Consider the following 13,410-nt stretch of genomic DNA (forward strand, 5'->3'; position numbering starts at 1 on the left):
GCCTTACCGGTTCTTGCCGAGCAACGCGAGCGCGGCCCGCAGGGCGGCCGAGGTGTCGGCGGCGGGCTGGTCGGCCAGCACCGCGTCGACCGCCTGCTCGGCCTGTCTGGCGGCGAAACCGAGGCCGACGAGCGCCTCGGCCACCTGCTCACGCACCGGCGTGGCCACCGCGACAGCCGTCGATCCGGGCGCACCGGAGGGCACGGGAACGAGATTCACCTTGTCGCGCAGTTCCACCACCATGCGCTCGGCGCCACGCTTGCCGATGCCGGGGACCCGGGTCAATGCCGCCACATTGCTTTCGGCCAGTGCTTTGCGCAGCGCTTCGGGCTCGAGTACGGCCAGCACCGCCATGGCGAGGCGGGGTCCGACGCCGGAAACCGTTTGCAACAGGCCGAACAGGTCGCGGGCCTCGGTGTCGGCGAACCCGTAGAGGGTCATCGAGTCCTCGCGGACGATCATCGCGGTGTAGAGCCGGGTTTCCTCGCCGCGAGTGAGGCCGGCCAGGGTGGACGGGGTGGCGTTGAGCCGGTAGCCGACGCCGGCCGCCTCGATCACCACGTGGTCGAGGGCGATCTCCAGCACTTCACCGCGTACCGACGCGATCACCCGTGCACCGCCTTCCGTTGTTCGGCCAGCCGTTCGATGTACCGGCGCTGCGCCGCGGCCGCCTTTGCCTCCGCCGCCGCCATCCGCTCCAGCAGCGGCGCCCGCCAACAATGGCAGATCGCCAGCGCCAGCGCATCCGCCGCATCCGCCGGTTTCGGCGCGGCGGGCAGCCCGAGGATCCGGGTGACCATGGCGGTGACCTGCTTCTTGTCCGCGCTGCCGTTGCCGGTGACCGCGGCCTTCACCTCGCTGGGTGTGTGAAACGCGACCGGGATCCCCCGGCGCGCGGCGGCCAGCGCGATCACTCCACCCGCCTGCGCGGTGCCCATGGCGGTACGGACATTGTGCTGGGCGAAAACGCGTTCGATGGCGACCGCCCCCGGCTTGTGGGCGTCCATCCAGCGTTCGGCGGCATCGGCGACCGCCAAGAGGCGGTGCGCGAGTTCCATGTCACCGGGCGTGCGGACCACGTCGACGTCCACGGCGGTGACCTTCCGCCCCGACCCGCCGTCGACGATACTGAGGCCGCATCGGGTGAGTCCGGGGTCGACGCCCATCACCCGCACGACAACCCCTCTCGCAGACGCGAACAACTGTTCGAGAGTGTAGCGGAGGCTGCGTCTTTCGCCGCCCAGCGACACGGCCCGGCTATCCGCCGAGCGCTGTCGCTTCCCGCACCACGCCCGGCAGGCCCAGCAATTCGGGACGGCTCGCGCGTGCCGCCCATTGCCGCGCGGGATCGGCGACCAGGCGGCGCGCCGCGAGATCGAGCAGGCCGCCGACATTGGTCACCGTCGCGGCCACCACGCCGTCGGCGCGGGTCAGGACATGCTCGGTCCGATACGTCTTGCCCGCACCCCACTCCCACACACAGGACACCTCCACGGTGTCGCCCCCGCGGAGTTCGCGCTGGAAGCGCAGCACGGTCTCCAGATTGACCGGTCCCAGGCCGGACGCGATCAACTCCTCGACCGAGACGCCCGCGGCCTGAACGCAAGCGAAGCGCGCGTGGTCGGCGAATTGGTGATAGGCCGCGCCGGTGACATGCAATTGCGGATCGAGGTCGGACACGCGGACCTCGATGCGGGTAGTGAACGACACCCGCCGCACTATGCCAGTGGCCACCGACAAACTCGGCGCTCCGAATGAACTACAAGCTGACACCGTACGGATCCCGCCCGGCTACTCGCAGCACAACGGCGAACAATCGATCACCCCTCGGCAGGCGGCCCCGCACCTCAGCACCGGCGACACGAACGGGCGGGTGCGCGAAGAGAGGCGCATTCGGCCTCAAAGCCCGGATACCTGCCTCGTGAACACATCGTGAGCACGTTGGTCGAACAAGACGAAGCGTGCTTCGGTCACCGCCGTAGGAGTCGCGCGAACCGTGTCCACCGCGATCCGGGCCCCGTCCTCCATCGGCCAGCCGAAGATGCCGGTGGAGATCGCGGGAAACGCGACCGTCCGCGCCCCCAATTCGTCCGCGACGCGCAGCGATTCTCGATAGCACGAGGACAGCAGAGCCGAGCGGTCCTCCGTGGCCGACCACACGGGGCCGACCGTGTGGATCACCCAGCGCGCGGGCAGTCGACCGGCCGTGGTGGCGACCGCGGCCCCGGTCGGCAGACCCGAGCCGTAGTGGGACGCTCGCAGCCTGCGGCATTCCGCGAGGATTTCCGAGCCACCGCGCCGGTGGATCGCGCCGTCGACTCCCCCGCCGCCGAGCAGCGACGAATTGGCCGCGTTCACCACCGCGTCGACCTCCTGCTCGGTGATGTCGCCGCGTACCAGCACCAGTTCGACCATGCTCGCATTCTGCCTCGCACACCGTCGACGGATCACATCCCGCGGCCGGACGCCCAGGATCGCTGCAGCCGATTCCCAGCCTGCCTCGAGGAATGTCCTCGACAATGCCGGACGTGCCAGTACTCGCCGCTCCTCCGACTCCGGCGCCACCGCGGATAGCTCCGGCGAGTCCGGCGCTGCACCATACGTCTACCTCCCGCCCGCGTGGTTCGCCGGGCCGAACACGCCCGCCCTGCCGGTGGTGATGATGATCGGCGGCGAGTTCAACACTCCGGCGGATCGGATCCGCAGCGGCCGGATCATGCCGACGCTGGACGGTTTCACCGAGGCGAACGGCGGCCTCGCCCCGATCCTGGTCTTCGTCGACTCCAGCGGCAGTTTCAACATCGACACCGAATGCGTCGACGGGCCGCGCGGCAACGCCGCCGCGCACCTGACCGGGGACGTGCCCGCCTACGTCGAAGCGAAGTTCGGCGCCTCCGCAGATCCGGCGTGCTGGGCGGTGGTGGGCTGGTCCATGGGCGGCACCTGCGCGGTGGATCTGGCGGTGCGGCACTCGGAACTGCTGCACACGTTCGTCGACATCGCCGGCGATCTCGGCCCGTCCTCCGGTACCGAGGAGCAGAGCATGCGCGTCTTTTCGGCGGCGACGCCGAAGCGTGGGCCGCGTTCGACCCGCTGACCGTCATGGCTCGGCACGGTCCCTACAGCGGCGTCGCGGGCCTGTTCGACGACTTGTTTCCCGCGCAGCGATCCGGCGGCGCGAACCGGACAGCTCCGGCGCCCGACGACGACCACGCGGGCCTCGGCGGTCGTGACGACGTGCCCGACACCGGTTGGGGTCGACGCCGCCGGCGAACTCTGCGCCGCGGGACGCGCGGTCGGCATCGAGTGCACCGTCCACACCACCGAGAGCGGCCACACCTGGCAATTCGCGTCGGCCGCGTTCGTCGCGTCCCTGCCGTGGATCGTCGGCCGCGTGGGTTTGCCCGTTCCGGCCGACTGACTCGCCGATTGCGGGTTCAGCTCGCCGCCACGGCGGCTCGCGCGCGGAAGGTGCGCCGATAGGCCTGCGGTGACACGCCGATCGCCTCGGTCAGATGCTGGCGCAGCGAGGTGCCGGTGGCGAAGCCGACCTCGCCCGCGATCCGATCGACGGTCAGGTCGGTGGTTTCGAGCAGGTGCCTGGCACGGAAGACGCGCTGCTGGATCAACCAGCGGCCCGGGCTCATGCCCACCTCGTCGCGGAAGCGGCGGGCGAAGGTGCGCTTGCTCATCCGGGCCCGCACCGCCAATTCGTCGACGGTCAGCGGCTGGTGCAGGTTCTCCAGCGCCCACTGCCTGGCCGCGGCGGTCCCCGCCGAGGTGACGGGTGGCACCGGCTGCTCGATGTACTGCGCCTGCCCCCCGTCGCGCCACGGCGGGACCACGCAGCGGCGTGCGACCGCGTTCGCCACGGCACTGCCGTGATCGCGCCGCACCAGGTGCAGGCACACGTCGAGCCCTGCTGCCGCGCCCGCCGAGGTGAGGACGTTCCCGTCGTCCACGTAGAGCACGTCGGGGTCGAGGAGCACGCGCGGGAAGGTGCGCCGGAACAGACCGGCCTGGTTCCAGTGGGTGGTGGCCGGGCGGCCGTCGAGCAGTCCAGCGGCCGCGGCCACGAAGGCGCCGGTGCAGATGGCGACGATCCTGGCCTCCGGCCGGATCTGCGCGAACGCGTCGAGCACCGGTTGCGGCAATGTCCCGGTGAGAGCGGTGCTGATATCGCACGCAGGCAGCACGACTGTGTCGGCGCTGCGCAGAGCCCCGCTGTCGTGTGCCACCGCGATGTCGAAATCGGCGGCGCTGCGCACCGGACGCCCGTCGACCGAGCAGGTGATCACGTCGTATCTGCCCGCGGCGCTGCCGAACACCCGATTCGGGATGCCGAGTTCGAAGGGGTAGACCCCGTCCAATGCCAGCACCACCACACGATGGGGTGCAGTCGAGTCCACCATGGCACGATCATATCGAAGAATGGCAATCGTGCCATTTCCTGTCGCGCCCGCGCCCGGCAGGCTGACAGCCGTGACCGATATCGACAGCACCGCGACCATGCGCGCGATCAGCCAGCAGACCCTCGGCGGACCCGAGGTACTCACCGAAGTGACGCTCCCGCAACCGGTTCCGGGCCCCGGCCAGATCCTGGTCCGGGTCCGCGCCGCAGGCCTCAATCCGACCGATTGGCGCCACCGCGCCACCACGGGACTGTTCCTGCCCGAGCCGCCGTTCGTCCTCGGCTGGGACGTCTCCGGTGAAGTCGCGGCCACCGGCATCGGCGTCACCCTCTTCCGCCCCGGCGACGAGGTGTTCGGCATGCTCCCGTATCCGCACGGTCACGGCTCCTGCGCCGAGTACGTCGCGGGCCCGGCCCGCGCCTTCGCCCGCAAACCGGCCGGCCTGGACCACACCCAGGCGGCGGCGATCCCGCTCGCCGCGCTCACCGCCTGGCAGGCGCTCGTCGATACCGCGCGTCTGGAAGCGGGCGAACGCGTGCTGATCCACGCGGCCGCGGGCGGCGTCGGCCACTTCGCGGTGCAGATCGCCAAAGCGCGCGGGGCCTACGTCATCGCCACGGCCGGCGCACCCAATCACGCGTTCCTGCGCGAGATCGGCGCCGACGAGGTGATCGACTACCGCACGACCGATGTGGCCGAGGCGGTCCACGACGTCGACGTGGTACTGGACTCGATCGACGACGACCACAGCATCCGGTCACTGCGCACCCTGCGCCCCGGCGGACTGCTGGTGACACTGCGGGCGTTCGGCGCGGCCGACCTCGCGCGCGAGGCGGAGGCACTGGGCGTCCGCGCGATCCGGCTACTGGTGGAACACGACCACGCCGGCATGCTCGCCCTCGCCGGACTGGTCGAATCCGGGGCGCTGCGTCCGGCGATCGCGGGAGTGTTCCCGCTGTCGCGGGCGGCCGAAGCGCACACACTGGGCGACACCGGGCGAACCGTCGGCAAATTGGTACTCACCGTGCCCTGAAATGTGCCACGATCAGGCCGTTCGCGCTTCTACCATCCGAGGATGAGCATTGGTGCAAAAGCTGTCCTCGAAGGCGGGCCGCAAGATCTGCCCGCGCGCATCGTCCCGATCACCCCGCCCGGAGTGGAACTGAAGGTGCCGTACCGCGGCGGATACGAGCACTTCAAGGTCACCCAGCGGGAACAGGACACTCCGGAGGGGCGGCTGCGCGTGTACGAATGGTGCGATCGCACGAAGATCGCGGAGTGAGCCGGCCTCACCTGCTCGGGGGCGGTAACCCGCCCCCGGTCGCGCAATTCTGACCGAATTCGACTCGCCATCTCGACAAAAGCGTAACCAACTGGTTACGCTTTTGTCGTGGACGAGGTAGCCGGCGCGATCGCCGATCCGGTGCGCCGGGAGATCATGGAATTACTGATCGGCACCCGGCGCACCGCCGGGGAGATCGCCGGGCACTTCGCGATCAGCCGCCCCGCCGTGAGCCGGCATCTGCGGGTTCTGCGCGAAAGCGGGCTCGTCCGCGACGAACTCGTCGGCAGGGAACGCTTCTACGTGCTCGACACCGGCCCGCTCGCGGCGCTCACCGAGTGGCTCGCGCGATTCCAGCAACCGGCCACCTGGGCACACCACCTCGACGCACTCGAAACCGAGGTGTACCGGACCAGACGCGAGCGCCGTTCCGGCGGCCAGGACACGATCCAGAGCACCGCCTGAGCGGTGCGGACCGGAGGCGGTTCCCGAGCGTCACCGCGCAGAGCTCCGCTCCCAGGAGATAGGACAACCCATGACCAAGCGACCCACCGGACGACTGTTCCCCGCTGACACGGGCCGGGATCTGGTGCTGATCCGCACCTACCGCGCACCGATCGAAGACGTCTGGGCCAGCGTCACCGAACCCGACCGCACCGCACGCTGGTTCGGACCGTGGGAGGGCGAGGCGGGACCGGGACGAACGATCGAACTGCAGATGGTTTTCGAAGACCGGCAGCCGTGGATGCAGCTGCGCATCGACGCCTGCGAGCCTCCGCATCGCCTCGCCGTCTCCGCCATCGACGACCACGGTGACTGGCAGCTGGACCTGACCCTGCGCGAAGCGGCGGGAACCACCGAACTACGGTTCACCCATCACCTGCGCAGCGACACCGAGATCACTCAGCTGCCACAGGTCGGCCCCGGCTGGGAGTACTACCTGGATATGCTCGGGGCGGCCCGCGCACAGAACGACCGCCCCGATTTCGCCCACTACTATCCCGCCATGCAGGAGTACTACGCGCGCCTGGTCGACTAGTCGTCGAGTTGCGCGAGCACCTCGTCCGGGATGTCGACGTTGGTGTAGACGTTCTGCACGTCGTCGCTGTCCTCGAGGGCGTCCACGAGTTTGATCACCTTGCGGGCGCCGTCGGCGTCCACCGCGACCGACACCGAGGGCTGGAAACCCGACTCGGCGGAGTCGTAATCGATCCCGGCGCTCTGCAGCGCGGTGCGCACGGCGATCAGATCGCCCGGCTCGCTGATGATTTCGAACGACTCACCGAGATCGTTGACCTCCTCGGCGCCCGCGTCGAGCACCGCAAGCAACACATCGTCCTCGGACAGGCCGTTCTTCTCCAGGGTGACGACACCCTTGCGATGGAACAGGTAGGCCACCGAGCCCGGGTCGGCCATGTTGCCGCCGTTGCGCGTCATCGCGACCCGCACCTCACCCGCGGCACGGTTGCGGTTGTCGGTGAGGCATTCGATCAGTACGGCGACACCGTTGGGGCCGTAGCCCTCGTACATGATCGTCTGCCAGTCGGCGCCGCCGGCTTCCTCGCCGCCGCCGCGCTTGCGAGCCCGCTCGATGTTGTCGTTGGGGACCGACGACTTCTTCGCCTTCTGGATGGCGTCGTACAGCGTCGGATTGCCATCCGGGTCACCGCCACCGGTCCGGGCCGCCACCTCGATGTTCTTGATCAACTTCGCGAACAGCTTGCCGCGCTTCGCGTCGATCGCAGCCTTCTTGTGCTTGGTGGTGGCCCATTTGGAGTGGCCGCTCATTCCCTACTTCCTTCAGGTCGGTGGCACGTCTGGTCGTGTGTACGGTACCGGCACGGCCGGGCGGACAACTTCCCCAGCCTACTCGGGCGGCCCCTACGGCCGTGCGCAGCGGCCCCGACTATCCGCCTGCGCGCGCCGCGCGGACGTCATCAGCCCGTGCCCTCACGCCTCGCGGACCATCTCCACGAACATGCGGTGCACCCGCAGATCGCCGGTCACTTCGGGATGGAACGACGTAGCCAGCACGTTGCCCTGCCGGACCGCGACGATCCGGCCCGCCGCCGGGCCGGCCGGCACCGTGGCCAGGACCTCGACGTTCGCGCCGGCCCGCTCGACCCACGGCGCCCGGATGAACACCGCGCGCACCGGGCCGCCGGTCAACCCGGCGAACGGCAGATCGGTTTCGAACGAGTCGACCTGGCGGCCGAACGCGTTGCGCCGCACCGTCATATCGATGCCGGACAGATGCTCGGCGTCCGGGCGGGTGTCGAGCACCTCCGAGGCGAGCAGGATCATGCCAGCGCAGGAACCGAACGCGGGCATGCCGTCGCGCAGCCGCGCGCGCAGCGGTTCCAGCAATTCGAAGGCCTGCAGCAACTTACTGATCGCGGTCGACTCGCCGCCGGGCAGCACGAGCGCGTCCACGGCCGCGAGTTCCGCGTCGCGCCGGACCAGCACCGGCTCGGCGCCACAACGGGCGAGCGCGGCGACGTGCTCCCGGACGTCGCCTTGCAGCGCGAGCACGCCGATGGTGGGACGGGACTGCTCCGGTCCGGTGTCGGCGGCGGGTGCGGCGACCGAGGTAGCGTTCACGCCGGAAAGCTTACGAGCCCTGCCGATGTGGGCCCGCTCACGGTCGCCTGCCACGCGCACCTCATCTCAGCCCGGGTCAGTCCTCGCGCAGCGTCCGGATCAGACCTTCCTGCACCACGGCGGCGACCAGCCTGCCCTCCGTGGTGAAGATCTTGCCGCCGGTCAGGCCCCGACCGAATCCCGCTGACGGCGAGGACTGGTCGTAGAGCAGCCACTCGTCGGCGCGAAACGGCCGCAGGAACCACATCGCGTGATCGAGCGAGGCGTTCTGGGTCGGCTCGTCGGGATGGATGACCTTCGACGAACCCAGCAGTGTCATGTCGCTCATGTAGGCGAGGGTGCAGACGTGCACCAACGGATCGTCGGGCAACAGGTGCCGGTAGCGGAACCACACCTGCTGCTGGGAGACCACCCCGTCGCGGCGGGACACGTTCTCCTGCGGGACCATGCGGATGTCCCAGTGCTCCCACTCGCGCATCGCCCACAGCCGTTCGGGCGACATCGTGGTGCTCGCGTCGGGCAGATCATCCGGCATCGGGACGTCGGGCATGACGTCCTGGTGCTCCGGCCCCTGGTCACCGACGTGGAACGACGCCGACATGGTGAAGATCGCGGCACCGTCCTGGATGCCGGTGACCCGCCGGGTGCAGAACGAGCGGCCGTCGCGGATGCGCTCGACCTGGTAGACGGTCGGCTCCTGCGGATTGCCCGGCCGCAGGAAGTAGCCGTGCAGCGAGTGCACTTGGAATCGAGGTTCCACCGTCCGCACCGCGGACACGAGCGCCTGGCCGGCAACCTGGCCGCCGAACGTGCGCGGGAGCTGGGTCTTGGTGGACGCGCCACGGAAGATGTCCCGCTCCAGCCGCTCTATCTCCAGCGCCTCTTCGATTGTCGCCATGCGCTGAGATTATCCCGGCCGCTCACGGCGTCACCGGTCGGCCGCCGGTGAACGCCCGGCAACGCCCACGCTGCCCCGGCCGTCCCGATTTTGCTGAGATGGACCGGTGCCACGCTTTCTGCCCATCACACCCGACAGCCTCGTCGAGCGGGTGTCCCGTCCCGTCCTGACCGCGACCTCGCACACGGTGATCGCCGTCGACGGCGCGGACGCGGCCGACCCGGTGGCGCTCGCCCGGCGGATCGTCGCGGCGCTGCGCGATACGGGCCGCTCGGCCGACGTGGTCTCGCTGCACGACTACGTACGACCCGCCTCACTGCGCATGGAGTTCGGGCGCACCGACGAGATGTCCTATCGCACTACCTGGTTCGACTATGCCGCGCTGCGCCGCGAAGTGATCGATGCGCTCCGCGGCCACGGCCGGTGGCTGCCTGCCCTCTGGGACGAAGCCGCCGACCGGTCCGCGCGCGCCGCGATCCGGACGGCGCTGCCCGCGACCACCCTCGTCGTCGCGGGCCCGATGCTCGCGGGCCGCCGCCTCGACGCAGACGTGACCGTTCGGCTGGACCTGTCCGAAGCCGCACTCCACCGCCGCACCCCGCCCGAGGCACAGTGGACCATTCCCGCCCTCCTGCGCCACGACGCCGAGAACCCTTTCGCGCCGACTTTCTTCGTCCGCTGGGACCACCCTGATCGGCCGGCGCTTCGAGTCGACGACAATCAGGCGGACTAGGTCCGTGCCGTCCCTGCCGGTTCTCGCCCGACCGATGAGCGTCTACGAAGCCGATTCAATCGTCGAATGCGCATAAGAACGTATCGACATGTGACTTTCCGGCCCCGGTCACACCAGTCGATGCCCCCCGTCCACGTGCAGGACGGTGCCGGTGATGAAGGGATTGCGCATCACCCCGAGCATCGCCTGCGCGATATCGGAGGGTCGGCCGATGCGACCGACGGGCAGGCGGGCGGCGAGCTGCCGGTGACGTTCGGCCTTCGCGGGCCCCGCGATGGTGTCCCAGATCGGGGTGTCGACCCATCCGGGTGAGATCACGTTGACCCGGACCGGCCCGAGTTCGAGGGCCAGGGCGTAGGCCAGCGAGGCGAGAGCGCCGTTGACGGCCGCCACCATGGCGCCGCCCGGCGCCGGCCGGTAGGCCGCGACGCCGGAGGTGAAGGTCACCGAGCCGCCGGGGACCACCCGGGCGTGCTTGGCCAGCAGCGTGGGGCCGATCAGCTTGGATGACAGCAGGTTCCGAGCCAGATCGGGGTCGAACCCGGCCAGCGGCTGGTAGGCGCCGGTGACGTCGGCCGCGGTGGTGACGACGTGATCGACCGGCTCCCGCTCGGTGAACAAACGCTCGAGGTCCGCTTCGCGCGTGATGTCCGCGACCGCCGAACGCACCGTGCCCGGCCCCGCGGACAGGGTGCGCTCCGCCGCGGCCAGCCGTTCTGCCGAACGACCAGCGATGGTGACCTCCGCGCCCTCGGCGATCAGTGCGGCCGCCAGCGCCAGTCCCATGCCGGAGCTGCCGCCCACGACGACGACACGTTCGGGTGTTGTCCTGCTTGCTGTCATGGCTCCAGCCGACCATCGCGGCGGCCGAGTGTCCATGTCACGCTGCCGAATACGCCTTAGCCCCGGCCTAACGCCGCAGGCCGGAAGTCCGATCCGGGGGGCACGGGGCGGCGCACTTCACCGCCGCCTTTCCGCCCGTCAGGGGATGCAGGCCGGGGATTGCTGGTTCAAGTTGGCCAGCGCTTGGCAAGCCCAGGTCTTCTGCACCTTCCACTTGCCGCCGTCCAGCACGAACGGAACGTCGACCTGGTTCTCCTGCCCGTTGATGGTGAACTTGGCCTGGGCGGTGACGCTGTCGCCGAAGGCCGTCACTCCGGTGACCACCGCCGTGGCGTTCGCCTGCCGGAACGCTTCGGCCAAACGGTTGGGCAGGCCGGGATCGGCTTCGATGCCCTGCACGGAGTCGAGCTTCTGCTCATTCGGCACCGCGGGGTCGAGCGCCTTCTGCAACATGGCGTTGAGCTCGTCGGCGGTGGGCGCGGCGGGCATGGTCACGGTCGGCGAGGCGCCGACTGTCGTGCGAGTGGACTTGGGCGAGTCGCTCTTGTCGTCGCTGCCGCAGGCGGCGAGACTGAGGGCGGCCATGAGGGCCAGTCCCGCTGCTGCGATGCGTCCGGTCTTGAGAAGCTTCAACTGTTCGTCCTTTGCGCTCGGATCGATCCGACGGTGAGAGGGCGCGAATGGCCGGGACGGCCATCGAATGGCGAAGCTACTGAGCGTGATTGTGAGAACCATGAGACGACCTTGCGGCCGCCGTAAGAGTTGAACCTAGCACCGGAAGCGGGCCGCGCGGCCTATTAAGCCGACAGTTCGCCCGTCAGCGCGGCGACCAGCGCCGCGACGGCGGGATCGCGCACCGCCGCGCGCCAGGCGACCGCGTAGGTCACCCGCAGTGGCGCGCCGCGCAGCGGCCGCCAGACCAGACCCGGAAGCCCGTCCACGCGCGACGAGCTGAGCCCGATCACGTCGGGCCGGGACGGCAGCACCGCGAGCATCTGCGCATGCCCCATCGCGCTGTCGCTCAGCCGTACCCGGGCGCCGTGGCCTGCTAGCGTGCGCAACAGCGAATCATGCAGGCCCGCGGCGGATTCGCGCGCGAACAAGATCAACTCGTAACCGCTGAGCTCGGCCGGGTCGAGCAGTGCCGCGCTCGCGAGGGGATGCCGCTCGGACATCACCACGCCCAGTTCCTCGCGGGCCACCGCGCGTTGCGCGAAGCGCTCGGGCAGCTCCACCGGGGTGCGAAGGAGCGCCAAGTCGACTTCGTCGTCGTCGAGCAAGCGCACCTGATCGGCGGTGGTCCCACCGGTGAGCACCGAGCGGGCGCCCGGCAGCGCGGTGGTGAGCAGGCGGTCTATGCGTGCGGGCAGCCACGGCGGGACGCCGTTCAACAGTCCCAGGCGCAGCACCGGGGTGCCGGCCACGGCGGCGCGCCTGGTCTGCCGGACCGCGTCGTCCATCGCGCGCAGCGCGTCCCTGCCGGTGCGCAACAGCACCGTGCCCGCGGCCGTCAGCTCCACCCGCGGCTCCCGGATCAGCAGTGGACCGCCCAGTTCCCGCTCCAGCGCCTTGATCTGCTGGCTGAGCGTGGGCGTCGAGATGAACAATCGCTCCGCGGCCCGGCGGAAGTGCAACTCCTCCGCCAGAACCACGAAGTACCGCAGCTGCCGCAACTCCACGCGGCAGACGCTACCGGCCGGAAATCACCACCCGCGCTCGGCCAGGCGGTGCGGCTGGGCGATCTCCTCGACATTGATGCCGACCATGGCCTCGCCCAGCCCGCGCGACACCTTGGCCAGCACGTCCGGATCGTCGTAGAAGGTGGTGGCCTTGACGATGGCGGCGGCGCGCTGAGCCGGGTTGCCGGACTTGAAGATGCCCGATCCCACGAAGACACCCTCGGCGCCGAGCTGCATCATCATCGCGGCGTCGGCGGGGGTGGCGATGCCGCCCGCGGTGAACAACACGACCGGAAGCTTGCCGGTCTCGGCGATCTCGCGGACCAGCTCGTAGGGCGCCTGCAGCTCCTTGGCCGCGACGAACAGCTCGTCCTCGGGCAGCGACGACAGCCGGCGGATCTCCTGCCGGATCTTGCGCATGTGCGTGGTCGCGTTGGACACGTCACCGGTGCCTGCCTCACCCTTGGAGCGGATCATGGCCGCGCCCTCGGTGATCCGGCGCAGTGCCTCACCGAGATTGGTGGCGCCGCAGACGAACGGCACGGTGAAGTTCCACTTGTCGATGTGGTTGGCGTAGTCGGCGGGGGTGAGCACCTCGGACTCATCGATGTAGTCCACACCGAGGCTCTGCAGGATCTGCGCCTCCACGAAGTGGCCGATCCGGGCCTTCGCCATGACCGGAATGGAGACCGCCGAGATAATGCCCTCGATCATGTCCGGATCGCTCATCCGGGACACGCCGCCCTGGGCACGGATGTCGGCGGGCACCCGCTCCAGCGCCATCACCGCGACCGCGCCGGCGTCCTCGGCGATCTTGGCCTGTTCCGGCGTGACGACGTCCATGATCACCCCACCCTTGAGCATCTCGGCCATGCCGCGCTTGACGCGGGCGGTACCGACGGTCTGGGTGGTCTCAGGGGTGGTCACGGCAAACTCCTCCAGGCATGTGCGCCAATCGATCA

The 13,410-nt window shown here is 69.8% G+C and carries 19 protein-coding genes; 7 read left to right on the plus strand and 12 right to left on the minus strand.

Annotation, left to right across the window (positions count from 1 at the left end; all coding sequences use genetic code 11):
- Nucleotides 1-3 precede the first annotated feature (3 nt).
- The 4 genes from ruvA to GVY64_RS01580 all read right to left on the minus strand — a co-directional run bounded on the left by ruvA (nt 4) and on the right by GVY64_RS01580 (nt 2,415).
- Entirely contained in the window at nt 4-609 is a 606-nt protein-coding gene (ruvA, locus tag GVY64_RS01565; protein WP_159837949.1) for a Holliday junction branch migration protein RuvA, read from the minus strand.
- The gene (gene ruvC / locus GVY64_RS01570; protein WP_159837951.1) at nt 606-1,175 is read right to left on the minus strand and encodes a crossover junction endodeoxyribonuclease RuvC; all 570 of its coding nucleotides are present in this window, start codon (nt 1,173-1,175) and stop codon (nt 606-608) included. Before ruvC ends, ruvA begins: the two co-directional genes overlap by 4 nt.
- 82 nt (nt 1,176-1,257) lie before the next feature.
- Nucleotides 1,258-1,710, minus strand: coding sequence for an acyl-CoA thioesterase (locus GVY64_RS01575; RefSeq protein WP_159837953.1), 453 nt, complete (start codon nt 1,708-1,710; stop codon nt 1,258-1,260).
- A 189-nt stretch (nt 1,711-1,899) separates the two neighbouring features.
- A complete protein-coding gene (locus tag GVY64_RS01580) occupies nt 1,900-2,415 on the minus strand; it encodes an O-acetyl-ADP-ribose deacetylase (RefSeq protein ID WP_159837955.1) in 516 nt (171 codons plus the stop codon).
- Here GVY64_RS01580 and GVY64_RS39015 point away from each other — a divergent pair.
- Both GVY64_RS39015 and GVY64_RS39020 read left to right on the plus strand, forming a co-directional pair.
- Nucleotides 2,414-3,097, plus strand: coding sequence for an alpha/beta hydrolase-fold protein (locus GVY64_RS39015; protein WP_442939497.1), 684 nt, complete (start codon nt 2,414-2,416; stop codon nt 3,095-3,097). The genes GVY64_RS01580 and GVY64_RS39015 overlap by 2 nt on opposite strands.
- A gap of 132 nt (nt 3,098-3,229) precedes the next feature.
- Nucleotides 3,230-3,421 (plus strand): hypothetical protein, encoded by a 192-nt coding sequence (locus tag GVY64_RS39020; RefSeq protein WP_236566531.1) that lies wholly within the window; start codon nt 3,230-3,232, stop codon nt 3,419-3,421.
- 16 nt (nt 3,422-3,437) lie between these two features.
- Here GVY64_RS39020 and GVY64_RS01590 read toward each other — a convergent pair whose 3' ends face one another.
- Entirely contained in the window at nt 3,438-4,412 is a 975-nt protein-coding gene (locus GVY64_RS01590; RefSeq protein ID WP_159837957.1) for a GlxA family transcriptional regulator, read from the minus strand.
- 97 nt (nt 4,413-4,509) lie between these two features.
- Between GVY64_RS01590 and GVY64_RS01595 the strand changes: the two genes are divergently transcribed.
- The 4 genes from GVY64_RS01595 to GVY64_RS01610 all read left to right on the plus strand — a co-directional run bounded on the left by GVY64_RS01595 (nt 4,510) and on the right by GVY64_RS01610 (nt 6,733).
- Nucleotides 4,510-5,445, plus strand: coding sequence for an NADP-dependent oxidoreductase (locus tag GVY64_RS01595; RefSeq protein WP_159838253.1), 936 nt, complete (start codon nt 4,510-4,512; stop codon nt 5,443-5,445).
- A 42-nt stretch (nt 5,446-5,487) separates the two neighbouring features.
- The gene (locus GVY64_RS01600) at nt 5,488-5,694 is read left to right on the plus strand and encodes a DUF5988 family protein (RefSeq protein ID WP_195083639.1); all 207 of its coding nucleotides are present in this window, start codon (nt 5,488-5,490) and stop codon (nt 5,692-5,694) included.
- Between the two features lie 108 nt (nt 5,695-5,802).
- Complete coding sequence (locus GVY64_RS01605) at nt 5,803-6,159, plus strand: metalloregulator ArsR/SmtB family transcription factor (RefSeq protein WP_159837959.1); 357 nt, start codon at nt 5,803-5,805, stop codon at nt 6,157-6,159.
- A gap of 70 nt (nt 6,160-6,229) precedes the next feature.
- Entirely contained in the window at nt 6,230-6,733 is a 504-nt protein-coding gene (locus GVY64_RS01610; protein WP_159837961.1) for an SRPBCC family protein, read from the plus strand.
- Here GVY64_RS01610 and GVY64_RS01615 read toward each other — a convergent pair.
- The 3 genes from GVY64_RS01615 to GVY64_RS01625 form a co-directional block, all read right to left on the minus strand.
- Entirely contained in the window at nt 6,730-7,482 is a 753-nt protein-coding gene (locus GVY64_RS01615; RefSeq protein ID WP_063020994.1) for a YebC/PmpR family DNA-binding transcriptional regulator, read from the minus strand. The genes GVY64_RS01610 and GVY64_RS01615 overlap by 4 nt on opposite strands.
- A gap of 162 nt (nt 7,483-7,644) precedes the next feature.
- The gene (pdxT, locus tag GVY64_RS01620; RefSeq protein ID WP_159837963.1) at nt 7,645-8,295 is read right to left on the minus strand and encodes a pyridoxal 5'-phosphate synthase glutaminase subunit PdxT; all 651 of its coding nucleotides are present in this window, start codon (nt 8,293-8,295) and stop codon (nt 7,645-7,647) included.
- A 76-nt stretch (nt 8,296-8,371) separates the two neighbouring features.
- Nucleotides 8,372-9,193, minus strand: coding sequence for an acyl-CoA thioesterase (locus GVY64_RS01625; RefSeq protein WP_159837965.1), 822 nt, complete (start codon nt 9,191-9,193; stop codon nt 8,372-8,374).
- A gap of 106 nt (nt 9,194-9,299) precedes the next feature.
- On the opposite strand from GVY64_RS01625, the gene GVY64_RS01630 reads away from it, so the two are divergent.
- The gene (locus GVY64_RS01630) at nt 9,300-9,926 is read left to right on the plus strand and encodes a hypothetical protein (RefSeq protein ID WP_159837967.1); all 627 of its coding nucleotides are present in this window, start codon (nt 9,300-9,302) and stop codon (nt 9,924-9,926) included.
- 108 nt (nt 9,927-10,034) lie between these two features.
- On the opposite strand, the gene GVY64_RS01635 is transcribed toward GVY64_RS01630, so the two are convergent.
- The 4 genes from GVY64_RS01635 to pdxS form a co-directional block, all read right to left on the minus strand.
- A complete protein-coding gene (locus GVY64_RS01635) occupies nt 10,035-10,769 on the minus strand; it encodes an SDR family oxidoreductase (RefSeq protein WP_159837969.1) in 735 nt (244 codons plus the stop codon).
- Between the two features lie 138 nt (nt 10,770-10,907).
- Nucleotides 10,908-11,402 carry a hypothetical protein gene (locus tag GVY64_RS01640; protein ID WP_201297850.1) on the minus strand — a complete coding sequence of 165 codons (495 nt, stop codon included), beginning with the start codon at nt 11,400-11,402 and terminating at the stop codon, nt 10,908-10,910.
- 164 nt (nt 11,403-11,566) lie between these two features.
- Nucleotides 11,567-12,448, minus strand: a complete 882-nt coding sequence (locus GVY64_RS01645; RefSeq protein ID WP_159837971.1) for a LysR substrate-binding domain-containing protein — start codon at nt 12,446-12,448, stop codon at nt 11,567-11,569.
- 24 nt (nt 12,449-12,472) lie between these two features.
- Nucleotides 12,473-13,375 (minus strand): pyridoxal 5'-phosphate synthase lyase subunit PdxS, encoded by a 903-nt coding sequence (gene pdxS, locus GVY64_RS01650; RefSeq protein WP_063021001.1) that lies wholly within the window; start codon nt 13,373-13,375, stop codon nt 12,473-12,475.
- Nucleotides 13,376-13,410: the final 35 nt, after the last annotated feature.

It is taken from the genome of Nocardia sp. CY41 (genome assembly GCF_009829325.1).
GTDB lineage: Bacteria > Actinomycetota > Actinomycetes > Mycobacteriales > Mycobacteriaceae > Nocardia.